Annotated in this window: 22 protein-coding genes and 1 pseudogene; 13 read left to right on the top strand and 10 right to left on the bottom strand. The window is 39.4% G+C overall.

What is annotated here, in order from left to right; translation table 11 throughout:
• The first annotated feature begins 12 nt into the window (after window positions 1–12).
• The 3 genes from D1367_RS26055 (at window position 13) to D1367_RS26045 (ending at window position 4085) form a co-directional block, all read left to right on the top strand.
• Window positions 13–981 (top strand): glycosyltransferase, encoded by a 969-nt coding sequence (locus D1367_RS26055; RefSeq protein ID WP_118169447.1) that lies wholly within the window; start codon window positions 13–15, stop codon window positions 979–981.
• A 72-nt stretch (window positions 982–1053) separates the two neighbouring features.
• On the top strand, window positions 1054–2517 hold the full coding sequence (locus D1367_RS26050) for a class I SAM-dependent methyltransferase (RefSeq protein ID WP_118169445.1): 1464 nt from the start codon (window positions 1054–1056) through the stop codon (window positions 2515–2517).
• A gap of 248 nt (window positions 2518–2765) precedes the next feature.
• Complete coding sequence (locus D1367_RS26045) at window positions 2766–4085, top strand: ABC transporter substrate-binding protein (RefSeq protein ID WP_118169443.1); 1320 nt, start codon at window positions 2766–2768, stop codon at window positions 4083–4085.
• 87 nt (window positions 4086–4172) lie between these two features.
• Here the strand turns inward: D1367_RS26045 and D1367_RS26040 are convergent, their stop codons facing one another.
• On the bottom strand, window positions 4173–4919 hold the full coding sequence (locus tag D1367_RS26040; RefSeq protein WP_118169441.1) for a hypothetical protein: 747 nt from the start codon (window positions 4917–4919) through the stop codon (window positions 4173–4175).
• A gap of 700 nt (window positions 4920–5619) precedes the next feature.
• On the opposite strand from D1367_RS26040, the gene hemE reads away from it, so the two are divergent.
• The gene (gene hemE / locus D1367_RS26035; RefSeq protein ID WP_118169439.1) at window positions 5620–6681 is read left to right on the top strand and encodes a uroporphyrinogen decarboxylase; all 1062 of its coding nucleotides are present in this window, start codon (window positions 5620–5622) and stop codon (window positions 6679–6681) included.
• A gap of 234 nt (window positions 6682–6915) precedes the next feature.
• Complete coding sequence (locus D1367_RS26030) at window positions 6916–7893, top strand: NAD-dependent epimerase/dehydratase family protein (protein WP_118169437.1); 978 nt, start codon at window positions 6916–6918, stop codon at window positions 7891–7893.
• Between the two features lie 59 nt (window positions 7894–7952).
• On the opposite strand, the gene D1367_RS26025 is transcribed toward D1367_RS26030, so the two are convergent.
• On the bottom strand, window positions 7953–8198 hold the full coding sequence (locus tag D1367_RS26025; RefSeq protein WP_118169435.1) for a helix-turn-helix domain-containing protein: 246 nt from the start codon (window positions 8196–8198) through the stop codon (window positions 7953–7955).
• 81 nt (window positions 8199–8279) lie between these two features.
• On the opposite strand from D1367_RS26025, the gene D1367_RS26020 reads away from it, so the two are divergent.
• Window positions 8280–9059 (top strand): DNA methyltransferase, encoded by a 780-nt coding sequence (locus tag D1367_RS26020; RefSeq protein ID WP_118169433.1) that lies wholly within the window; start codon window positions 8280–8282, stop codon window positions 9057–9059.
• Here D1367_RS26020 and D1367_RS26015 read toward each other — a convergent pair.
• On the bottom strand, window positions 9043–9699 hold the full coding sequence (locus D1367_RS26015; RefSeq protein ID WP_118169431.1) for a restriction endonuclease: 657 nt from the start codon (window positions 9697–9699) through the stop codon (window positions 9043–9045). The genes D1367_RS26020 and D1367_RS26015 overlap by 17 nt on opposite strands.
• A 121-nt stretch (window positions 9700–9820) precedes the next feature.
• Here D1367_RS26015 and D1367_RS26010 point away from each other — a divergent pair, with 121 nt between their 5' ends.
• Window positions 9821–11419 carry a B12-binding domain-containing radical SAM protein gene (locus D1367_RS26010; RefSeq protein ID WP_118169428.1) on the top strand — a complete coding sequence of 533 codons (1599 nt, stop codon included), beginning with the start codon at window positions 9821–9823 and terminating at the stop codon, window positions 11417–11419.
• Between the two features lie 208 nt (window positions 11420–11627).
• Here D1367_RS26010 and D1367_RS26005 read toward each other — a convergent pair whose 3' ends face one another.
• Window positions 11628–12896: a tetratricopeptide repeat protein gene (locus D1367_RS26005; protein ID WP_118169426.1), complete on the bottom strand. Its 1269-nt coding sequence runs from the start codon at window positions 12894–12896 to the stop codon at window positions 11628–11630.
• A gap of 617 nt (window positions 12897–13513) precedes the next feature.
• On the bottom strand, window positions 13514–14182 hold the full coding sequence (locus D1367_RS25995; RefSeq protein WP_118169424.1) for a 2OG-Fe dioxygenase family protein: 669 nt from the start codon (window positions 14180–14182) through the stop codon (window positions 13514–13516).
• Between the two features lie 242 nt (window positions 14183–14424).
• Here D1367_RS25995 and sfsA point away from each other — a divergent pair, with 242 nt between their 5' ends.
• Window positions 14425–15150, top strand: coding sequence for a DNA/RNA nuclease SfsA (gene sfsA, locus D1367_RS25990; RefSeq protein WP_118169422.1), 726 nt, complete (start codon window positions 14425–14427; stop codon window positions 15148–15150).
• 310 nt (window positions 15151–15460) lie between these two features.
• Here the strand turns inward: sfsA and D1367_RS25985 are convergent, their stop codons facing one another.
• The gene (locus tag D1367_RS25985) at window positions 15461–15862 is read right to left on the bottom strand and encodes a fasciclin domain-containing protein (RefSeq protein ID WP_118169420.1); all 402 of its coding nucleotides are present in this window, start codon (window positions 15860–15862) and stop codon (window positions 15461–15463) included.
• A 606-nt stretch (window positions 15863–16468) separates the two neighbouring features.
• On the opposite strand from D1367_RS25985, the gene D1367_RS25975 reads away from it, so the two are divergent.
• Complete coding sequence (locus D1367_RS25975) at window positions 16469–16879, top strand: 2TM domain-containing protein (RefSeq protein ID WP_118169417.1); 411 nt, start codon at window positions 16469–16471, stop codon at window positions 16877–16879.
• Between the two features lie 528 nt (window positions 16880–17407).
• Here the strand turns inward: D1367_RS25975 and D1367_RS25970 are convergent.
• Window positions 17408–17716, bottom strand: coding sequence for a TIGR03792 family protein (locus tag D1367_RS25970; RefSeq protein WP_118169415.1), 309 nt, complete (start codon window positions 17714–17716; stop codon window positions 17408–17410).
• A 136-nt stretch (window positions 17717–17852) separates the two neighbouring features.
• Here D1367_RS25970 and D1367_RS25965 point away from each other — a divergent pair, with 136 nt between their 5' ends.
• Window positions 17853–18176, top strand: coding sequence for a phasin family protein (locus D1367_RS25965; RefSeq protein ID WP_109011445.1), 324 nt, complete (start codon window positions 17853–17855; stop codon window positions 18174–18176).
• Between the two features lie 78 nt (window positions 18177–18254).
• Window positions 18255–18776 carry an FKBP-type peptidyl-prolyl cis-trans isomerase gene (locus D1367_RS25960; RefSeq protein ID WP_181984964.1) on the top strand — a complete coding sequence of 174 codons (522 nt, stop codon included), beginning with the start codon at window positions 18255–18257 and terminating at the stop codon, window positions 18774–18776.
• A gap of 206 nt (window positions 18777–18982) precedes the next feature.
• On the opposite strand, the pseudogene dnaB reads toward D1367_RS25960, so the two are convergent.
• From dnaB to gloB, 3 genes and pseudogenes are all read right to left on the bottom strand, one after another.
• Window positions 18983–20360 (bottom strand): annotated as a pseudogene (gene dnaB / locus D1367_RS25955) (replicative DNA helicase).
• 160 nt (window positions 20361–20520) lie between these two features.
• Window positions 20521–20979, bottom strand: a complete 459-nt coding sequence (rplI, locus tag D1367_RS25950; RefSeq protein WP_118169411.1) for a 50S ribosomal protein L9 — start codon at window positions 20977–20979, stop codon at window positions 20521–20523.
• Window positions 20980–21199: 220 nt separating this feature from the next.
• Window positions 21200–21973 (bottom strand): hydroxyacylglutathione hydrolase, encoded by a 774-nt coding sequence (gloB, locus tag D1367_RS25945; protein WP_118169409.1) that lies wholly within the window; start codon window positions 21971–21973, stop codon window positions 21200–21202.
• A 402-nt stretch (window positions 21974–22375) separates the two neighbouring features.
• Between gloB and D1367_RS25940 the strand changes: the two genes are divergently transcribed.
• Window positions 22376–23218 carry a hypothetical protein gene (locus D1367_RS25940; protein ID WP_118169407.1) on the top strand — a complete coding sequence of 281 codons (843 nt, stop codon included), beginning with the start codon at window positions 22376–22378 and terminating at the stop codon, window positions 23216–23218.
• 17 nt (window positions 23219–23235) lie between these two features.
• Window positions 23236–24399 (top strand): glycosyltransferase family 4 protein, encoded by a 1164-nt coding sequence (locus D1367_RS25935; RefSeq protein WP_181984963.1) that lies wholly within the window; start codon window positions 23236–23238, stop codon window positions 24397–24399.
• Window positions 24400–24456: the final 57 nt, after the last annotated feature.

Genomic DNA, 24456 nt, shown 5'->3' with positions numbered 1-24456 from the left:
ATAGGTTTTTATATGAAAATAGCTTTAGTTGCTGGGGGATATATTCCTGCACCTCCCTTATCCAATTCTATCTTGACTCTGATGCAAGAGTATAAATATTTTTTAGATAATCTTGGATATGAAGTAGATATTTTTAACGATAAGAATGTTAATGAAGTTATAGATAAAATCAATAAGAATAATTATGATTTTGTGCATTTACACGCTTATCAATTTGTTAGTCAATTTAATCAAAGCCTAAAACAAAAGTATTGTTTTAGCTGTCATAATGGTTATTTTCTTAAAAAAGACAAATGGGAGGAAGATTTTAAACAAGGATTTCAACATTACTTAAATGCACCTGGGATAATTGCTCTTTCTCATCCGACAAAAGATGTTTTTCTGCAAGCAGGCTATTCTGGATACATATCAACGCAAGTAAACGGTATTGATACTCAAAAATTCGATTTTAAAGACCAAGGAAATAATAAAGCTATTTGTTTAGGTTGGATTCAACCAAGAAAACAGCAGAAATTATTGGCAGAAATAATCAATGGAAAAATCGCAATAGATTTTGTTGGCCCTTTAGACGATCCTGATTTTGTAGAAGGAAGCACAACAAAATATTTAGGCGTATGGAGTTTAAAAGACGTTTATTCACATCTGACAAATTATAGTTGTTTAGTTTTAATTAGTGATGGAGAAGTTGCACCGCTCGTAGTACTAGAAGCGATGGCCGCAGGTTTATCTGTAGTTGTTTCGGAATCTGCTAGCGCTAACTTACACTCCAAAGATTTTATTAGAGTTTTGCCAGATGATATATTAACCAATGCTACTGCCGAAAACCAAAAAATTGTTTGTGATACAATTACTGATTTGATTGATAAAAATAGATTTTTACGCCAAGAAATTGTAGAATATGTTAGGGGAAATTTTGATTTTAGTCAGATTATCAAAACATATATTCAGATAATTGATGAATTTATTAAGTTTTACTATTAGTAGTAGACTGTCAATCAGCAGATGCATCTGCATTTTAGAACAAAAATTAGGAGATTTCAGGAAAAAGGAATTATGAATACAGAAACGATAGAGTTTATTGAAAGATCGTTGTTAGTAGATGGAGATTATGTTTCAGTTGGCTTTGAAATTATCAAGCCAGATAAATGTTTTACCAACATGATTGCAGAAGATACTAATGTTTCGGATTGGCCTTATTTAAGACGCGAAATTCCCCATAACTGGTATGTAGACCAAAGAGAAACGTATGTAGGATTTCTCAGTCGAGATGAAGCTCACATTCTTTATAATACTGCCCTAAAATTTAGAGGTAAAAAAGCTTTAGAAATTGGCTGTTGGTATGGTTGGTCTGCTTGTCACTTAGCTTTAGCAGGAGTAGAGTTAGATGTAATTGACCCCCTGCTAGAAAAAGAAGATATGTATGAGAGTGTGACTAATTCTTTGCAATCTGCGGGTGTCCTTGATAAAGTTAATTTAGTAAGCGGTTATAGTCCTCAAAAAGTAGAAGAATTAGCAGAAAAATTACAGCGTAAGTGGTCGTTGTTTTTCATTGATGGTTCTCATGAAGCTCCGTGTCCACTCAGTGATGCAATGATTTGCGAACAATTTGCAGAAGCAGATGCTCTAATTTTATTTCATGATTTGAATGCTCCTGATGTTGCCCAAGGCTTGGATTACTTAAAGCAAAATGGGTGGAACACAATGATCTATCAAACTATGCAAATTATGGGGGTTGCTTGGCGCGGAAATATTGAGCCAGTGAAACATCAGCCCGATCCAGATATTAACTGGAGTTTACCAGAGCATTTAACAAACTATTATGTGAGTGAATTATCAACAGATTCAGTAAATGAATTTCTGGAAATTATTACTGCTATCCGTCCCTACACTTTATTGGGTGAAGCACGTTTATTTTCACTCTACTCTTTGGCAAAGGAAATTTGTCTACAAGATATTCCCGGAAACTTTGTTGAATGTGGAAGTTGTAAAGGGGGAGCAGCTGCGCTTTTAGCATTCGTAATCAAGCACTACAGCCTTCGCCCACGTCTACTTTATGCTTGTGATACTTTTGAAGGAATGCCTGAACCGATAGAAATTGATCTACACAACGGGATAGCCGCAAATGATACGGGGTTTGGAGTTGGCACTTTAAAAGCTCCAATTGCAGAAAATATACAGTTGATTTGTGAATTGTTAAACGTTAAAGATATTGTTGTACCTGTTAAGGGTTTATTTGCTCAAACATTGCCTCAATATAAATCAGAGATAGGTAGTATTGCTTTGCTACATGCCGATGGCGATTGGTATGAATCAACAATGGATATCTTCAATACCCTTTATGACAGTGTTACTCCTAATGGGATGATTCAGGTGGATGATTATGGTCATTGGGATGGTTGTCGAAAAGCCTTACATGACTTTGAGGGTTTGAGAGGGGAGCAATTTAACCTTCATCGAATTGACTATACGGCGGTGTGGTTTAAGAAAGGTGAAGTGATAGATACTCAACAAATATAAGAAGATTTTAAAAGTGGTGGCTGATGTATCAAAAACTTTAGATACACTCCTAAATTCTCTTTAAAATGAGGATTTTGAGAAGGTTATTGCTGACTGAAAAGGAGGTATCTTGATACATATATAGCGGTTCCCATTCAAATGAGCTACAAAATTCTATCGCCAGGTGTAGGGGCACGGCAGTGCCTACGAGTGTACGTCACTAGGCCGGGAAACGCTATAGATTTTCCAAAGATCCTCTAAAAATTGGCATGAAAGTTACCCTTTTTCAATTCCAAATTCCAGCTTTTTACCGCAATTTGACCAACTCTCCTTGGCGGCTTTCGCTAATAGGAATAATTCTGAGTATATTTTTCATATTCTTATATGGTTGTCAGGGGACAGTCCAGAAGAATGAGAGAGTAATTCATCTGAATTTATGGCAATCAATCAATCCCCCTGTTAATCGGGATGTGTTTGATAAACTAGTAGATAAATTTAATCAGACTCATACTGATATACAGGTAGAATCTATCTTTATCGGTCAACCCCAACTGCCAAAAATATTAACAGCAGTTGTGGGCAATACATCTCCAGATATTCTGTCATTCGATCCTCAATTGACCGGTCAGTTTATGGAACTAGGGGCAATTCGTCCTTTAGATAAATGGCTGGAGAAATTTCCATTAAAGTCAGAAATTAGCCCCAACTTATGGGAGGAATTAAAATTAGATGGTCATCTTTGGTCAATTCCACTCTCCACTAGCAATGTAGGCATTTTTTACCGACCTAAACTTTTCCAAGCTGCGGGAATTACGCAAATTCCTAAGACTTGGGAAGAGTTGAGGGAAGTTGCCAAAAAATTGACCATAGACCGGAATGGCGACAATCGACCCGAACAGTACGGAATGCTATTGCCTTTAGGGAAAGGAGAATGGACTGTATTTACTTGGTTCCCCTTTTTATTGAGCGCTGGCGGAGAAATTGTTACCAATAACCATCCAAATTTGACGAATCCAGGTGCGATCGCAGCCTTACAATTTTGGCAGGATATATTAAAAGATGGTTCAGCAACCCTTTCTTCGCCAGAGCGAGGTTATGAAGAAGATGCTTTTATTGCGGGTCGCGTTGCAATGCAGATCACAGGCCCTTGGACTTATATCATGAAGTCTAATGTTGACTTTAACGTATTCCCCATACCTGCAAGTGTCAAACCTGCTACGGTAACAGGCACTGGAAATATGTATTTGATGAAGACTACACCAAAAAGAGAGCAAGCAGCACTCAAATTTTTGGAGTATGTTTTAAGTGAAGAATTCCAAACAGAATGGAGTATAGGGACGGGTTTTTTACCAGTTAACGTTAAATCTGCCCAAAGTCAGGCTTATCAAGAAATTCTCCAGCAGAAACCTGTCTTAAAAGTCTTTATTGACCAAATGCCCGTATCCGGTTCTCGACCAATCATTCCTGGCTATAGTCGTTTGTCTGACAGTTTAGGTCGAGCCATCGAAGCCACGATGCTAGGGGCATCTCCAGAAACAGCACTCAAACAAGCTCAAGCAAATATCGATTCAATTTGGGATTCTCCATAATCTAGATGAAACCTAAAATCCTAACTAAGCCTTCCTTTTCACTTAGCCTTGCAAAAACTAGGTTTCAAACCCGATGCTTAATTATGATTAACCAGAAATTCCACTTTGGCGATGTGAATTTCTTTTCAATGTACACAAGCCAATTGCTGGTATAGCTCCCAAAATCACTGCTGTAAGTCCTTGCTCACTCCAATATAATATGGGAGTACGGTAGGTTTCTGGAATTAAATTTTGCATAATAAAAAGTAACCAAACCAAAATAGTGATTAAGAAGAAAGAGATTGAGGGTAAAAAATTCCACCACCAAATGTCTGCTGTGTATCGCCTCAATACTAGCCATTGGCTAATACCCAGCCAAATACCAGAAATAATATATGCGATCGCAGACAGAAATCCAAAAATAAAAGTCTGCTCAGGAGATATTTCATTTAACGATATGGCAATACTTGAAAGATAGTTAATCCAGGCTGTAGAAACGCCGTTAGCAATCAACCAACCTACACTAGTAGCAAATATCCATTGCCAACCCGATAAATATCGATAAAGGACAAAGGCTTGATCGGCAGCAAAAATCACAGCAAACATAACATTACTGAGACTTCTAACCAAGATGCCCCATGTTTGTGGTTGGATTGCAATGCTAGGTGAGCTTTGGAGAATAATTTTCTCTAAGGCGATACTGGCAATGCCACCCACAACCCATCCAATCAGGGTCATTAAGGTAAACTGGATAAAGAACCTCTGTCGCTGCGATCGCGGAATCAAAAATTTTCCTGGGTTAGGATCATTATTAGCAGATGCAACATCATCGGGACTGTTAGAGTCAGTTTGCATAGTTAGGGGAGTAGGGGGAGTAGGGAGAGTAGGGAGATAGGGGAGCAGGGGGAGAATAACTAATGCCCTGTTTGCCCAATCCTCAATTAAATATTGATTCTTGTTTTACCCTATTTCTCAATCGCCAGTCCCTATTTTCCATTCCCCACTCGCCACTCGCTACTCGCTACTTCCCCAAGGCAAAAATATTATGTCAATAATAGCAGTCTATTAAAGGATGAGAGAAATAGAAGTGAGGTTTTCCAGATAAGAGTGAAAAGTCAGGCCCATCATAGACATTGCTTTGAGTCTCGGAAACTAAAGCAAACGAGAAATGGTGATTTTTTTTGTTGGTTCTTAACCTTGGTTGCGATCAAAACTAATTTAACTAGAGCGGCGTAAATAATTAAAGGTTCGTAGTGAACGCGAGTGCGTCTCGAAGAGAGGACTTTAGTCCTCAAATAAGGACTAAAGTCCTCACTACGAACTAATTTCAATATTTTTTACATTACTTAACTTAGTTTGATTCATGCAGTTTTCTTATAGCGCTTACTGGCATTAATACTGTAGTCAAAGCAACCGATCGCTTATATGCAATAATCAAAATATTATAAAATATTACTATTATGCCCTGCTATTCACCTTTTCCTGAAAAACTGCTGGAAAAGCGTAATCCCAGAATGATAAGCTGAACAGTGGCATAAATAGGATGAAGTAATAAATGGGTGTTTATTCAACGACTCCTCATCTCTTACGGGCTGCTCGTGGTGAAGTAGTAGATCGTCCCCCTGTATGGATGATGCGACAAGCGGGACGGTATATGAAAGCATATCGAGACTTAAGAGAGAAGTATCCTTCGTTTCGCGATCGCTCCGAAATTCCAGATGTAGCAATTGAAGTTTCCTTGCAACCGTGGAGAGCCTTCCAACCAGACGGAGTAATTTTATTTTCTGATATTGTCACCCCATTACCTGGTTTGGGCATTGACATGGATATTGCCGAAGGTAAAGGGCCAATCATTCACTCGCCCCTCCGCACTCAAGAACAAATCGAACTTCTGCATCCTTTAGAACCAGAAGCAGCTCTACCATTCATCAAGACAATCTTACAAGCACTGCGTTCGGAAGTAGGCGATAAATCAACAGTGTTGGGCTTTGTAGGTGCGCCGTGGACATTAGCAGCTTATGCAGTCGAAGGAAAAGGTTCTAAAACCTACTCCATCATCAAAAATATGGCATTTTCCGATCCGACGATATTGCATCAATTGTTAGCTAAATTAGCAGATGCGATCGCCATCTATGCCCGCTACCAAATTGACTCTGGCGCTCAAGTTGTGCAAATGTTCGATTCTTGGGCGGGTCAATTGAGTCCTCAAGATTATGACACCTTTGCTCTCCCCTATCAACAGCGAGTTTTCCAGCAGGTTAAGCAAACCCACCCCGATACACCTTTGATTTTACTAGTTAGTGGTAGTGCCGGTGTGTTGGAAAGAATGGCACAATCTGGCGCTGATATAGTCAGTGTAGACTGGGCTGTAGATATGGCAGACGCACGAGCCAGATTGGGTAAGCAAGTCAAAGTTCAAGGAAATCTTGACCCAGGCGTGCTATTCGGCTCTAAAGAATTTATCCGCGATCGCATTCTTGATACCGTTCGCAAAGCTGGTAATTGGGGTCACATTCTCAATCTCGGTCATGGTGTCCTCCCAGAAACTCCCGAAGAAAATGTCGCTTTCTTCTTTGAAACCGCAAAGGAATTGAATCTTGCAGGAGTTAAGGGTTAGAAGTTATGAGTTATGAGTTATGAGTTAGGAGTTATAAACTATTCAGTTGCGAGGTGCAGAGTTATTTTTTTATTCTTAACTCCTCACTCCTCACTCCTAACTTTATTAAACTCCTCACTCCTAACTTTATTAAACTCCTCACTCCTAACTTTATTATTCATGGCTTCTGATTGGGAACTTTTAACTTAATTCTTAACTCCTAACTCCTAACTCCTAACTTATTAAAATCTTAGTATGAGCCAGAAACGGATTTTAGTGACTGGTGCAAGTGGTTGTGTAGGTCACTATTTAACAGAAGCCTTAATTAAGGAAACAGATCACGAACTGTATCTACTAGTTAGGAACCCAAGCAAACTGCAAGTTGATACTAAAGCCCGTTCAGGTATCAACGTTTTACAAGGTGATATGCAAAATATTCGCCAATTTGCCGATTTGCTATCTACAATTGATACGGCAGTACTCACAGCCACAGCTTGGGGTGGTGATGAGACATTTGATATTAATGTCGTCAAAACTATAGAGTTGCTGGAACTGCTAGATCCAGAACGTTGCCAGCAGGTGATTTACTTTTCGACAGCTAGCGTTTTGGATCGGTACAATCAACCATTGAAAGAAGCCGGGGAAATTGGGACAGATTATATCCGTTCTAAATATGAGTGCTTAGAGAAAAAAGAAAAATTAGCGATCGCACCCAAAATTACCACAGTATTTCCCACTGTAGTATTGGGCGGTGATGCGAATAAACCCTATTCTGCTGTCACATCTGGGATTCCAGAAGTTACAAAATATATTAATATAATTCGCTTTTTAGAAGCAGATGGCAGTTTTCACTTTATCCACGCACGAGATATTGCCACTGTCGTCCGATATTTAATTGATCATCCTCCCGAAAACGATCAACCACGTCGGCTTGTTTTAGGTCAAGCACCATTAACTGCTAATCAAGCAGTGAGACAAGTTTGTGCATATTTGGGCAAAAAGATTTACTTTCGGATTCCCATATCTTTAGCATTGGCTAATTTAATTATTATTCTGTTCCGCATTCAGATGGCCGCTTGGGATCGGTTTTGCATGAACTATCGCCATTTTACTTATGAAAAATTCATCAATCCCCATAGCTTCGGCTTGCCAAATTATTGTGTAACCATGAGTGATGTTTTAAAAATTAGTGGCGTTAAGGCTAGCTCTGACAAACTGCAAGAATTATTGTAGCCCTTTCGAGTACTTTTCCCAGACACTTAATAATTACCTGGAAGTATTCAACCTACAGGTTAGTTCTCTTTTGCTTCAATTTGAATAATGTCTTCTAAGCTTGCAGGATAACCATGAGAATGGAGACTGCTAAGAATTTTTTCTAATACCTCCAAGCTTGGGCGACGCGTACCATTTGCTATGGCGTAGACCATTTGGGGGCTTACTCCATCAACCCACTTGCCCAAGACGTAAGAAGTTATTCCAACAGAATCCAAATATTGTTTTAACGTAATCGTAATTTTTATAGTTTTTTTTTCCTGCACTGCTGGATACCTTGACTTTTTACTCTACTTCAGGTAGAGTATTTAATATGAATAAACTTAAGTGTTTAAAAAAAATCCCTAATGGAGCAGTTACCATTATCAGAACAAAAACCTTGCCGTGTCCAGGGTGGTGAGGCAACGACAGATGTCATTGTATCTTCTTACATTACTGGGAATGCGGAAGTTTTTGCAAACATAATGAAATTACATGTTCCGAAAAATTCTATTGTTGCTGATGTTACTTATGGCAAAGGTGTTTTTTGGCAACAGGTTCCAGTAAATGAGTATCGGATACTGTTTTCAGATATTGATGCGAAAGTACAAATAGACCCCATTCATGAAGTTCAAGTTAAGACACAAATAGATAGTAGGATGCTTCCATTTCAAGATAATTATCTTGATTGTATGGTATTTGACCCACCTTATATGGAAGGTCTATTTCGCTCCTCAGTTAGACAATTAGCAGGGTCAGGAACACACTCAGCTTTTAGAAATCACTACTCTAATGGTAAGGCCATAGAACATGCAGATGACCAACCAAAGTGGCATGATGCTGTTGTAGATTTGTATCTTAAAACTGGTCTAGAAGCATATAGAGTAATGAAACCTAAAGGTATTTTTATAGTTAAGTGCCAGGACGAAGTAAGTGCTAACAAACAGCGATTAACCCATGTAGAGATTATTACAGCTTATGAATCTTTAGGCTTTTACACAAAAGATTTGTTTGTAGTCATGCGAGCCAACCAACCTGGTGTTAGCAGACTAAAAACTCAAGTACATGCAAGGAAAAATCATTCTTACTTCTTAGTCTTTCAGAAAATGAAAACTCGCATTTCTAATGTAGTTACTCTTCGGCAATAAAAGGTAACTTACCTTTTTCTTCAACAATAACAAATTCTTTAGGCTCATTGCTTTGCTCTTCTATTATTTTGTCTAAAAGACTAAATATGTTATCTGTAAATATACCTTTAGGAGGCCATGTAACTTTAACTGTTGTTGCTAACAAATATTGCCGTTGTGCTTCTGTGTATTTTCTCCAGTTAGTTCGAGGTAAATCTTTGTTTTTAGCAAAAACAAAATGCCACTTATCCTCGAATGTAAAGCAATTTACTGCTAATATATCAAACTCGCCTACAACAAGATTAGTTGTCTCAAGCTTCGATCCATCTGGCAATGTTACTGTTCTTCGGTCACTGGCATCAACTTGGGATACTCCTTCAAAAGTTCCATCATTTAAAACTTTATTACGAGCAGTTTGAAGAGATTTAGCTTCAATTTTAAACTCATGACCTTTATATGTGATGCGGAGGTCGCCCTTTTTCTTTCGGTCATGATCATCGTCTTTAACCAAGCTTGCTATAGTCCCAGCATTTTGAAGGATATTACGCAGCTTAATTTCAGCTACATAACCAAATACCATTCCGCGTAGGCTACCATTTTCAAGAATAGCTTGACTAAGCTCGTCAACGGTAATACTCCAACGTTCTAAAATGTTATACATACATATAGCTTATAAAAAATGTAACCTTATGTGTATTAAAATAACCTTTTTAATAAAAAGTCAATAGCTCTTAATTTTCGTTAGAGTGGGATAACAATCAAAGTGTGAGGATTGATACTACATGCGAATCTTGTTAGTGTATCCAATATTTCCCAAAACCTTTTGGTCTTATGAAAAAATCTTGGAGTTAGTCGATCGCAAGGTTTTATTACCACCTCTGGGTTTAGTAACAGTAGCGGCGATTCTGCCCCAAGAATGGGAATTCAAGCTAGTCGATCGCAACATTCGCGCAGCAACAGAAGCAGAATGGGCATGGGCAGATGTGGTAATTCTCTCTGCGATGATTGTCCAGAAACAAGATTTACTTGACCAAATCCAGGAAGCAAAAAAACGTGGCAAGCTAGTTGCAGTTGGCGGCCCCTACCCCACCTCTGTACCTCACGAAGTTGAAAATGTTGGCGCAGATTTTCTGATTCTGGATGAAGGGGAAATCACTCTCCCCATGTTTATTGAGGCAATTCAACGGGGAGACACATCTGGGACTTTCCGCGCCACAGAAAAACCTGATGTCACAAGCACACCAATACCCCGCTTTGATTTATTAGAATTGAATGCTTATGACATGATGTCGGTGCAGTTTTCGCGTGGGTGTCCCTTCCAGTGCGAATTTTGCGACATTATTGTTCTTTACGGACGCAAACCGCGCACCAAAACCCCAGCCCAATTGCTAGCGGAGTTAGATTACCTCTACGAATTGGGTTGGCGGCGGGGTGTGTTCATGGTGGATGACAACTTTATTGGCAACAAACGAAATGTGAAATTGTTGCTGAAAGAGTTGAAAGTCTGGATGGCAGAACACAAGTATCCCTTCCGATTTGACACTGAAGCTTCAATTGACTTGGCACAAGACGCAGAAATGTTGGAGTTGATGGTTGAGTGCGGTTTCTCGGCGGTGTTTTTGGGAATCGAAACGCCGGATGAGGATAGTTTGCAAATGACTAAGAAGTTTCAAAATACTCGCAGTTCTCTAACTGAGGCAGTGGAAACCATCATCAAAGCCGGATTGCGCCCAATGGCTGGGTTTATTATTGGCTTTGATGGCGAAAAAGCAGGCGCAGGCGATCGCATTGTTCGCTTTGCAGAACAAGCAGCGATTCCCTCTACTACCTTTGCCATGTTACAAGCGTTACCTAATACCGCGCTTTGGCATCGCCTGAAAAAAGAAGGACGACTGCGGGAAAATCAAGATGGCAACATCAACCAAACAACATTGATGAACTTCCTCCCCACCCGTCCTCTAGAAGAACTGGCACGAGAATATATTGAAGCATTTTGTACTTTATACGACCCAGTACAGTATTTGGATCGTACCTATCGCTGCTTCTTGATGATGGGTTTGCCAAGTTGGAAAGCGCCAGCGAAAATGCCGGAGTGGGTGGTTGTAAAAGCACTGTTGATTGTAATTTGGCGACAAGGCATCAAACGGGAAACCCGTTGGAAGTTCTGGCACCATTTGTTCAGCATTCTCAAGCGTAACCCTGGAGTTATTGAGCATTACATCTCTGCTTGCGCCCACAACGAGCATTTTCTAGAATATCGCCAAATTGTGCGCGATCAAATTGAAAGTCAGCTAGCTGAATATTTGGCACAAGGTGCAGAAACGCCTTATGTGCTAGTGAAGGAAAAAGCAGAGGAAAAAGCTGAAGCGGTAGTCAGTTAGTTTCATTGGAAAATAACAAGTGATATGATGTCCGCTTGATTATTTATAAGACATCTCCGAAAAAGAATGTAGAGACGTAGCACTGCTACGTCTCTACAAGTGGTCTGGGTAACGCATATTTAATTTCTGGAGATGTCTATAGCTTTTCCTGATCAAATGAGGTACATCATAGTCCCCTGTCGATATGGTTAATTTGGCGGACATGATATTATCTACCGCGATCGCGTTCTAAATCATCAATCACTTTTTCCAAATACCACTCGTCTGACATCCCAGGATGGTAATCTTGCTTCTGCTGAATTAATCTTTCGGCAATTTCCCAATATCCGCCAACCATTCGCAAAAGTCGCTGACGTAGTAGGTTATATTTTTGCTTTTTTGACTCTGGACTAAATTTTTGAATTTTTTCTAAACTACTTAATACTTGTTGATAATTTCCCCAGTCTTCTTGTTCACAAAAAATACTCGCCGCCCGTTGATAATCTTCTAAGGCATTTTGCATTTCTTCTGTGCAAGTATAGGCAATGCCGCGATTGTAGTAAGCTTGAGCATCATTCTTGTTTATTTGCAGCGCTTGGGTGTAATCTTGAATTGCACCGAGATAATTACCCGTTGCCCGATAGGCATTGCCTCTGGCAATATAGACTAAGGGATCTTGGGGTTGCATCTGGAGTGCTTGGTTGAGGTCTGCGATCGCACCTTGATGATCGCCCAATATAGAACGGGCTTTACCTCGGTTACGATAGACAATAGCATCTTGAAAATTTAATCGCAATGCTTGATTAAAATCTGCGATCGCTTCTCGATAATTCCCCATTTTACAACGCACAACCCCACGACAGCAGTAAGCTTGGGCATCTTGTGGATCGGCTTTTAATACCCAGTTTAAATCAGCTAGTGCCTCTTGCGTATCTCCCTTTTCAGCTTTTTCTAATAATTGCGTAAAATATTCATTTGTGGATAAAATAGGCGCATTTGGAGAACGTGATTGCTGTACAACAGGTAATTCTTGAGGTTGTAGCTGTTTAATTTCTTCCAGACACAGACGACAATTGTCTTTATCCTGTTGTTCTAGATATAACCCAGCAGCTTTTTTAAAATTAGCGATCGCATCTTCAATATAACCCTGTTTGCGTCGCACTATCCCCCGCAGATAATAAGCAGAAGCATAGTTAAGATTGAGACGAATAGCGCGTTCAACATCGTCTAGCGCCCCCGGTAAATTTTTCAGCGCCACCCTAGCCAATCCACGACAATAATATGCCTGTACACTCTCAGGATTCAGCTTTAGGGCTTCAGTATAATCTGAAACAGCCTTAAGGATTGATCCTGAGTCATAATATGCCAAACCCCGTTGCAAGTAAGCTTCAGCAAAATAAGGTGTCAGTTGTAAAGCATGGTTAAATTCCTCAATTGCTCCAGCGTAGTCTTTTCGCCTAGCCTTTTCCAATCCTCTATTGTAAAATTCGTCATTCATGGCATTTGTTTGGTTGATTCAGTTAGTTAAATTCCAGCACGCTTATTTGTAGCCTCACCTATACACTCACCTTTACTATTTTAAGTATTCAGCGTGCTTTTGTTTCTCGTGTATTAAAAAATGTATCAATAAAAATCTGTGGTTACTCTGGATTTATGCTTTTGGTTTGTGAAGATGTCGGACTAGCTATAGCAGTCCTAAATCAGTCGTGAACAATAAGATCCCCGACTTCTCAAAGAAGTCGGGGATCTTAGTCTCTCAATTTTCATAACTCATTTAGGATTGCTATAACAGGACTAACAAGCAAACATATAATATTACAAATTCATTATAGGAATCCGGTTTGAATTTTGAAAACATACTGAGACTTAAATGCATATCCAGCAAGGATTTCTCTCTAAAACCCGTTCAGAAATCAAATAGGAGTCCTATATTATATTCAGCAGTTTGTGAATGTTAACTGGATATTGCGATCCAAGGTGATATAAATATAGCAAAAATTGCAGCTTTATTAATTACTATTGATTATTTCCAATTACAAATAAAAAAGCTGGGGAAATGACTACATTCAATTCCCCATATCTCTTAGATTGTAAAATATTTACAGTTAACTAGAATTATTCTGAAAGTAAGCTAGGAGAAGTCAGTACAAAAACATCAAAGCTTCCTTGAGCGTCAGTTTTTGGTTTTATGGGATTCGCAAAATGGAAAAATTCATGGTCATTAACCAATAATAGTTCCCCCGGATTTAGAACTTTGCTAAACACAGGTTTTTCTCTTTTTGCAGTATATAAATGTGTTTCTCCACCTTGAATATTATCTCTATCTACTGAAAATATGCCAATAAAATCAGTACCATCTTGATGGATACCTTCAGGGGCTGGATTAGCAAAATTATCTGGCGTACAAATAATTCTAATTTGATGAACTCCGATTTCAGCTTCAGGATGAAGTTTACAAGAATCGCTAAATGCTAAAACAAGATTTCTAAAAATATCAAGTTTTATGAGTGCATCATCTAATTCTGCAAACTCTCTTTTTATGTCGCCCACTAATGGATTATACTTTTTACTTTGAAAGAAATAGCCATGAGGTAATTTGATTAACTGATTTCCAGAAACTGTGAACCGAGATAATCTTCTCTGACGATAGTTGCCTTTGATATAAGGGTCAATAGGCATATTACTAAAAAATGGCTTGAAACCTTCTACATTTATCGAATTTACCTTTCTTAGAGTAAACAGAAAAGCATATTCTAATTCCGTTGATGACCACACTTCTTGCATAGGATTTACCCCCTTGCACGTTGGAATTCTCCCGGATTTTTTTTATGGGAGGCTTACAATACTTAGTATATGCTACTTTATATTACTATGTTGTCAATTTAACTACAAAAATTCGCATTTTATGATATGTGCATTTACTCAATTTCTATTATGGGGCAGAGTAGCTGCTGAAAAGATTTGCTGTTGAGAGGTAGGTGGGTAAGGAATCGACGTATATTTACTAGCAGCAACAAGGTTTTATAATGATAGATTGGCTTTACCGTTACCCACCTTTATATCCAGGTATTCTGCTAAAACGCTACAAGCGGTTTTTTGCTGACGTTCAACTTACTTCTGGCGAAATAGTGACAGCACATTGTCCAAATACAGGGCCAATGACTGGAGTATCAACTCCCCAAAGTGCTGTACAGCTTTCCAAAAGTGATAATCTTAACCGCAAATTGGCTTACACTTTAGAACTAATTCAGGTACATGACAACGAGCCGACTTGGGTAGGCATAAATACTTTCTTGCCCAATCGGGTGGTAAAGCTAGCTTTGGCGAAATATCTTTTCCCAGAATTGGGCGGCTATAGCCAAATTAAGGGTGAGGTGGTTTATGGGCTAGATAAAAAAAGTCGAGTAGATTTTTTCTTAACGGGAAGTGATGAGGAACGCCCGATTTATTTAGAAGTGAAAAATACAACTTTGTCTGAGGGGAGACTAGCCTTATTTCCCGACACGGAGACTACAAGAGGACAAAAGCATTTGCGAGAACTAATGGCGCTGCTACCTCTAACTCGTGCGGTGATGCTTTACTTTATCAATCGTAGTGATTGTACCGAGTTTTCCCCTGGCGATCGCACAGATCCTGTATATGGTAAATTATTACGGGATGCGATCGCTCAAGGTTTAGAAGTCTTACCTTGCCGTTTTGATATTTCCCCCGAAGGTATCCGTTATTTGGGTTTGGCGAAACTAAAAATTTGATTCTAAGGAACTTCCAAATAAAAAAATGTTCCAAAACTGACGCAACCTCTTCTCTCTGTGTTCTTTGTGCGGCAGTTGCTTCAAGTCTGGGAACCCGCCCAACGCACTGCCTTGTCTCTGTGGTTCGTTTATTTGGATAATTTATTTCTTGGAAGTCCCTAAATGAAACAACAAATCCACCTAGATACTGTCTAGATGGATTTATTGGTAGTTGGTGTTTAGCTAAAAAACATTCAACCAGACTGTAATAGAGAAACGACTACAGGTAGTCGCCGCCCCAGAAATAGCAATTAGCTATTCTGACGTTTGCTTATGCAGGAATCAAAACTGTATCAATTACGTGGATGACACCGTTATCAGCAGCAACATCTGCTGTTGCAACAGTTGCATCATTGATTTTAACGCCATTAGAAGCGTCAATTTTTACATCTGAACCTTCAACTGTTGTAGCTGACTTCAGTTTAACTACATCAGCAGCTAGTACCTTGCCTGAGACTACATGATAGGTCAAGATTTTGGTGAGCTTGGGAATATCTTTCAGTAATGCATCTACTGTACCTGCTGGAAGCTTATTAAACGCTTCATCAGTGGGTGCGAAGACAGTAAATGGCCCGGGGCCTTTCAGTGTATCTACTAGACCAGCTGCTTGGATTGCTGCAACTAGTGTGTTGAAAGAACCATTATTAGCGGCGGTATCAACTATATTGGCCATGTGCTTTACCTAGTTCTGTGTAATCTGTTACAAATCTAAACTATTTGTTTAATAAAATCTATCTATCGTTAGACGTATGTAAAATAAAATTTCTTATTGATATCATAAAAGTTTGTATATATATTTTTTTATACAAGTACAGAATTAGATGTACATTGTCTGGACGGATGACTTATGGGCACTCCTGGATGCATCGCTCCTTTTTCTATACAACGGTAGGAGGTACACCCGTAGGGAACATGCCGTGCCCCTCACCTTGCGATATAATTTTGTACCGCATCTGAGTGGGAACCACTATATACAATCTCAATAGAAAAAGTATGTCAAGATAATTAATAATTAGTAATTCATAATTAATATCAATATTTTCTGACAGTACTAGCATTCAACTTTCAGATAATGTTTGCTTAATGTCATAAAAGCAATATAGAGGTATTGACAAATACAGTAGCTCTAAATTGATTGTGAGAAAATAATAACTGTGTAAATTTAACTAAGTAATGGCTGCAAAATGTGGAGGCATTCGCTAACTGAATTGAACGAAACCTCTCAAAAACTTCGTGAAATCAAAGGCGCATTTACACACCAACTTATAAGGTAATTAAAATGACTTACGATTCAGAAGATGTGCAAAAAATCCTTCAAATAGCACTCGCTCGAAAACAGGAAGGTGGATTTTCACGAGAACAGCTTATAGAAATGGCATCTGACTTAGGTATCTCTTCTGATATTTTGGAAGCAACTGAAAACAAGTGGTTAGCTCAAGAAGAAGAGGAACGTTTGCGACGCACATTTAATACTTTCCGACGCAGAGCCTTTAAGGCACATTTGGTTAGCTTCGTAGCGGTGAATTCATTCCTTATTCTTTTGAATTTAATAACTAGTCCTAGTTATTTTTGGGCTATCTTCCCAGTATTAGGATGGGGGTTAGGACTATTTTTTCATTGGTGGAGTGTTTATCAAAGCAAATCAGAGGATTACGAGATAGCCTTTCAGAATTGGCGTGCAAAAATCTAACTCCTCCCTACTTTGAAGAATGGAGATGTCAAGAAGATGCTTTAAGTTTTAAAAGCAATGGGTTTATCTAACCTCTAACTCATTTTATGACGGGAATCCGATTTGATTTTTCAAAAGCCAAGCTGACTGAAAGCTTGCCAAATCAAGTTTTGGTTCTCAGTATACTTTGCAAAACTCAAATAGAATCGGTGGGATTCCCGCCGATCTAGTTATTGGTACTAAGTAGAGCGGCGTAAATAATTAAAGGTTCGTAGTGAGGACTTTAGTCCTCTCTTCTCTTCTCTTCTCTTCTCTTCGAGAGGCTACGCGAACACTACGAACTAATTTCAATATTTTTTACATTACTTAACTTCCTTTTATTTATTCTTGCCTACTTACTTAATGACTAATGACCTAATGACTTGAATTGCCGTGAAATAATTAAGTTGGATTCATATAATTTTTGGGGCGAATCGCTTCACTAGTAACTGTGGCGGAAGCTTGCCAGTTGTTAAACCCCAACTCTTGGAGTAGAGAGTAATTTTTCACCTAGAAATGGGGAAATTTCCGTACTTGATACTTTGCTGATTTCACTACTGGATAAGATTCTCTCAGTGCTGGGATGAATTTATCTTTAATAGTCTGCAAATCTGCTTGGGGTATGGCTTTCCACTGCTCTAGTGTTGCCCAACAAATGATGAAGATAATTTCTGTGTGGTCATTGAGGCTGATCCAAACCTGTTTAGCGAGAAATCTAGGATATTCAGCCAGGGCTATTGTCCAAATTTGTGCGTCCTTCTGGATAAAATTTTCTCTTAAATTCGGGGCAACCTTAAACTTGAGTCGTTCTATAAGCACACCCTGCGATCTCTGTGTTTGCTAATTTGCCAAAATAGAGATGTAGGCTAGAATAACCACGCTTTTAGCATAGCTTGATTGCCTATACTCAGGAGCAAGGATCGGCTGGTTTAAAATAATTTAAGAGGAAAGGAGTATGGAAAGCAACAACTGGTTGCAACAGCTTATGATGGTGGGCCTTGGCACAACGTCTTTAGTAGCAGAAAAACTGCGCCAAGTCAGCGATGATTTAGTTAAAGACGGTAAGCTCAATCCTGAGCAAGCCAAGGCAGTTATAGATGATATTGCCCAGCAGTTAAAGTCGGAGCAGGGAAACTTTGATGTTCAAATGCAACGGCAAATGCGAAATATGATGCAAGATTTGGGGGTAGCTCGCCAGTCGGAAGTGGACGAACTGCGCGGTAGAATTGATCGTTTAGAGCGTCAATTGCGCGATTTAGAAAATAAGCTTTGGCGTTAAGATGTCCTTTCTGATTTAAACTAATTGTGTCCTGTTGGTAATGTTTTTGCCAGGATACCTAAGTAAGGAGAACTGATTTTGAAACCAATTTTCCTCAGCGTGGCGTTCATGCTGGCGTGTGTTGTGCTGTTGATTGTGGGGCAAGTAAGCAGTAAACAGAATACTGCCATTGCTGCCCAGATAACCCAAACGCCGCCAGTGTCCACAACTGTAACTGAAAATAATCCTCTAATTGCGAGCAATACTATGTCTGATGCTAATGCCGTAACCACTCCCTCTGGATTAAAGTATGTCGAGTTAAAAGAGGGGACTGGGGCGACTCCTCAACCAGGACAAACGGTTGAAGTTCACTATGTCGGCACTTTAGAAGATGGTACTAAGTTTGATAGTTCACGCGATCGCGGCCAACCCTTCAGCTTTAAAATTGGCGTTGGACAGGTAATCAAAGGTTGGGACGAAGGACTTAGCACCATGAAAGTAGGTGGTCTTCGTAAGTTAATCATCCCATCTGAGTTAGGTTATGGCGCTCGTGGCGCTGGTGGCGTGATTCCACCCAATGCAACTCTAATTTTTGAAGTGGAATTGCTGGGAGTTAAGTAGAAACTAGGGCATTGGGGTGCTGAGTTAGGAGTTAGGAGTTAGGAATTCTCTCCTCTGCTCCCCTTTCCCTAGTCCCCAGTCCCTAATTCAATAATTATTAAGCTGTTCCACATTTAAATTGCATAAGCTGGGCGGGCAAGATGCCCACCCCACAAGAGTTATATTTAATTAGATTATGCAAATTAGATGTTTTTTAGCTTATCTAGCTAAATTTTTAAATTTTGAAACTTTGTAAACTGTGGATTAAATAAAAGTTTCGCAGTACCTGTAGGCCCGTTGCGATGTTTAGCTATAATTACTTCTGCAATGCCGCGATCGGGAGTATCGGGAGAGTAGTACTCGTCGCGGTACAACATTATTACTAAATCGGCATCTTGTTCGATCGAACCCGATTCTCTCAAATCTGACAACATCGGACGCTTGTTAGTGCGTGCTTCCACCCCTCGACTCAACTGAGATAGGGCAATAACTGGTACAGATAATTCCCGCGCTAAACCTTTGAGTTGACGCGTAATTTTTGATAATTCTTGAACGCGATTATCGCCTGCTCCTTCCATTAATTGCAAGTAATCTATTACAATCAAACCCAGTGTTCCTTGCTCTGCTTGCAGTCTTCTTGCCTGACTACGCATTTGTGTAACTGTAATATTCGGCGTGTCGTCAATATAAATCGGCATCTCCGAAAGGATACCAATAGCACGGCTTAAAGGTTCCCACTGTGTTTGGCTCAGGCGTCCAGTCCGCAGATAACTACTTTCAATTTGCGCTTCGCTAGCTAATAACCGTTGCGTCAGTTGCTCTTTGGACATTTCCAAACTGAAAATAGAAACTGGTAGTTTCTTCCGCTCGTCAATGTTATCACGCTTGATAATAATTTCGTAATTGGCAATATATTGTGCAATATTCATCGAAAAGCTTGTCTTTCCCATTGCAGGCCTAGCAGCGACAATAATCAAATCAGAACGCTGAAAGCCGCCGGTCATGGCATCTAAATCGTAAAATCCGCAGGGAATACCAGGTAAGGCGATGCCTTGATTTCGATCCTCAATATCCTGAAAATTATTAATTAGAGTGTCACTTATGTGAACTAAACCCGATTGGGGACGCTCTTGAGTAACGGCAAAGACTTTCTGTTCTGCCTGATCTAAAACTGTTGGTAATTCGGTTTCTGTCTCGTAACCAAGATGTACAATTTCATTGCCAGCTTTAATTAACTGTCGCCGCAGGTATTTTTCCATCACCAATCCTGCTAAGGCGTCGATGTTCACGGCTGACACTGTACGATCTACCAGAGTTGCTAATTTATTTCTACCGCCTATACGGGCAAGCATTTCGTGGTCAGTCAGCCAACTTGTGACTGAGAGCAAATCTGTGGGTTTACCTTGGGTATGGAGCCTCACAGCTGCCTGATAAATATCTTTGTGAGCGCTAATGTAAAAAGCTTCTGGAAGGAGGCGATCGCTAACTCGACTAATCGCTTCTGGATCTAGTAAAATACCCCCCAAAATCGCTTCTTCCGCCTCAATATTTTGTGGTGGGAGGCGAATCGCTACCATCGCCTTGAAAATTCAGTGCTTCAGCCATAAACGATTTTAGTTTTGAAATTTTGCTAGAGACGCGATTAATCGCGTCTGTCAGGAATAGAGACGCGATTAATCGCGTCTGTACAAGGGAGACGCGATTAATCGCGTCTGTACAAGATTTAGCGTGCTTTCCCTGCTCCCTCTGCTCCCTGTGCTGTCTCTTAGCTAGCGACGACTTGAATATCGACTTGTGCCGCTACTTCCAAATACAGCTTGATTTCGGCTTGATAAGTACCAAGGTGGTTAATATCCGGGATCGTAACTCCACGCCGATCGATTTCTTGACCGGTGGCTGCCTTGATTGCATCTACAACATCTTGAGTGGTGATAGTACCGAAAATTGCTTCGTTTTCACCAACTGGCTTGGCAATTGTCAAGCTGCCAACTTTTTCCAAAGATTCTTTTTGCTCAAGAGCTTGTTGTCTGAGTTCTAATTGCCGTTGACGCTCTTGCTCACGACGGCGTTCTACTTGCCTGAGAATACCAGGAGTGGCATTGGTTGCCAATTTTTGGGGAATCAGATAATTACGAGCGTAGCCAGGAGCTACTTCCACTAAATCGCCAGATTTTCCTAGCTTACTGATATCCTGATTTAAAACTAACTGTACGCGTTTCGCCATCGTTTTTCCTGTAAAATCTGATTAATTTGGGTTTGGGTAAGATAGCTCACAATGTTCAGTGCTGTATTCCAAGCTTCTTTGCCTATACCCTAAAGCTTACAGATCGTAGCGAAAGGAAGGGTGCGATCGCAACTATTAGCGAAAATTGAATGAATTAGGGAATGGGGAGCAGGGGAGGCAGGGGAAGAATAATTAATGACAAATGACAAATGACAAATGACTAAAAATTATTTCTCATTTCCCGTATCCGCGCAAAAGTTTGGACTCCATCGCTACTCTTAACGGTTGATTGTAATGATTGCTGATCCCAACGTAAAAAGGGATTGGTTCGCTTCTCTACTCCCAGCAGCGAGGGGATGGTGGCTTCTCCTCGACTACGGTAAGCTTTTACTTCATTGAAGCGTTTTTGTAAGTCGGCATTGTCGCCATCCACAGTTAGGGCAAATTGCAGATTTTTCAAGGTGTATTCGTGGGCACACCAGATGCGTGTATCATCGGGTAGAGAGCGCAGTTTGCTTAAAGAGTCTACCATTTGGCTGGGTGTTCCTTCAAACAAGCGACCGCAACCACCAGAAAATAAGGTATCGCCGCAAAATAATTCGCCTGTCTCACCAGCGTTTTCCGGGGGAAAGTAGTAAACGATGTGAGCGCGGGTATGTCCGGGAACGAAAATAACTTCAGCTATGCGATCTGCAAACTCGACGCGATCGCCTTGTTGCAAAAACACCTGCTGTCCGGGAATTCTACCACGATCCTCCGCTCCTCCATAAATTATCAGTTGGGGGAATTGTTCTATTAGTTGCTTATTACCACCCACATGATCGTTATGGTGGTGCGTGTTAAAAATTGCTACTAACTCAGCTTTTAATTCTGCCAGCTTCTTTAATACTGGTTGAGACTCGGCTGGATCGACAACAGCCGCGATATTTTGTTTCTCGTCATGTAACAAGAATATGTAGTTGTCTGAGAGTGCTTCCAGACGGATTACCTGCATTACCTCTGCCTCCCTTACAACATAAATGTTTGGTATTGAGTAGCAATCCTACATTCAAGTGAATCATAGTGCTACCTCCATAAGCTACATTAAGTATTTATACTTGGTTTATTCTCGCTATAGTGCAATACTAACCATGATATTATACAACCGTGCTGACAAAGTAATTATACTTAAGCTAAGTAAACTTCAGATGAATTTATCAGTAAAATTTCTCTGGAAATACTTACAAATACGAAGTTAAATTTATTATATTATTTTTTGACTTAAAAATAATAAATCGTCAAGTTAATCTTTTGCCTATCTCTACTCTATTGAATTTGAATATAACTAAAAATAGAGGAATTTTTCTGAAATCAGACATATCTAATTTTCCAAGTAAAAACAATTACCATTTTATTTATGTCAACACAAACTAAAGGATTTATTACAATTTTAACTGGACTCTACTCTTTTCAAGATTGTATTCATTTTTTAGCGGCGGTTAGAAAATTTCATCAAGAGCCGATCATTATTTTAATTGACCAAGTTCCAATAGTTCTTTATCCCTTGCTCAAGGCGTTCAAAAATGTAATTTTAAAGCCAGCGCCTGCAAATGAAAATACTGTTTTAGCATCACGACAAGCAAAGTTAGCTTTATATGCGGCTTCTGAGTTTGATAAAACGATTTACCTAGATTCTGATATTTGTTTACTTTCCGATATCAATGATGTATTTGAGTATTTAGATGAATATGAGTTTTTACTAACCGAAGATGTGCAACCTTCTATTCTTAAAGCTACAAATTTATTACGTGGTAAACAAGAAGACCTTTTGCCAAATGTTTTGCCAATTCTGCAATCTGTAGGATTACCATTACAAGCAGATAGTGTGCAGTATAATGGCGGTTTTATGGCTTTTCGGAAAACAGAAGTAACCAAGATATTTTTTGAAGAATTTCAACGTTATTTTGAAATTGTCAAAAATAACCAAGATAAATTGCTCCTAAAAGATCAAGGAGCTTTTGCTTCTGCGATCGCATCTGTACGCCCTCATAAAAAAATCCTACCACCTACCTATAATTACCTCAGCAAGTGGCAGGATGCTTATAATATTCAGGATCAAATTAAAGTTCTTCACTGTACCTATCCTTATCGACCTCAATATGCTAAAAATATTACTCGTTCCTTATATACAAGGGTTTTTGACAGATTCGCTCAAGTATTTTTACCGAATCAAGTTACAAATCCTTGGCGCATTAAATAAAAATAATTATTAAAATAGTGAAAAAATTTTCCAAAATATCGCTGTTGGTTTCCGATTTATCAAGTGCAGCTATTTTGCGTGCATACTTGATAGCAACAGCCCTAAAAAGTTTAGAATATGAAGTTGAAATTCTGGGTTTTTCATTTGGAAATAACTTATATCGAAATTTACCATCCCAATTAAACGTTTATAATTTACCAGGCAAAAATTTTCCAGAGTTATTTGGAGAAATCAGCAAAATTTTACCAAAAATTAATGGAGATATAATTTATGCTATAAAACCACAAATAGCGAGTTTTGGAGTTGCCCTACTAAAGAAAATATTTAGCCAAAAACCGTTAATTTTAGACATAGATGATTGGGAACTCAGTTGGTACGGTGGCGATGACTGGAATTATAGTCCCACACCGAAACAATTAGCTAGGGAATTGTTGAAAGCAGACGGCGCACTCAGGAATCCTTATCATCCTTTGTACGTAAAATGGATGGAAGGTTTAGTAGGTCAGGCTGATGCTGTGACGGTGCATACTAAATTTTTGCAGCAGCGTTTTGGCGGTACATTTGTCCCCAATGGTAAGGATACTTCTTTATTTGATCCGGCTCGATATGATGCTGAGTCCAGCAGAAATCGTTATGGTTTATCTGAATATCGTATTTTAATGTTTCCTGGTGCGCCAAGACCCTATAAAGGTCTAGAAGATGTTCTTATAGCACTCGATAAAATTAATCAGCCAGACTTAAGACTAGTGATTGTAGGTGGCAGTCCTTATGATGATTATGATCAGCAACTTCAACAAAAATGGGGACGCTGGATTATCAAATTACCAAAGTATCCAGCTGATGTGATGCCTGATTTGGTAGCGGCGGCTCACATTGTAGTCGTCCCCCAGCGAGATACCCCAGAAACTCGCGCTCAATTTCCCCTAAAGTTGACAGATGGAATGGCAATGGCTAAACCTATATTATCAACACGAGTTGGAGATATTCCCCAAATTTTAGGTGATACTGGTTATTTAGTTGAGCCTGCTTGCCCTGAACAGATTGCCGAACAGATTCAACTGATTTTTCAGAATTTAGAGTCAGCAAGCCAGCGAGGTATCAAGGCAAGAGAAAGATGTGTGGAACACTATAGCATAGAGGCTATGGCTTCTGTACTCAAGTCGGTAATTACTCGGTTATGAATATTAATAGGCCATTAGGCATTGAAAAAGAGATTTTCATTCCCTTATGTGCCAAAT

Origin of the sequence: Nostoc sphaeroides, from assembly GCF_003443655.1 — a bacterium.
Taxonomy (GTDB): domain Bacteria; phylum Cyanobacteriota; class Cyanobacteriia; order Cyanobacteriales; family Nostocaceae; genus Nostoc; species Nostoc sphaeroides.
The sequence above is the reverse complement of the archived record's forward strand: the minus strand, read 5'-3'. Positions and strand labels throughout refer to the sequence as shown.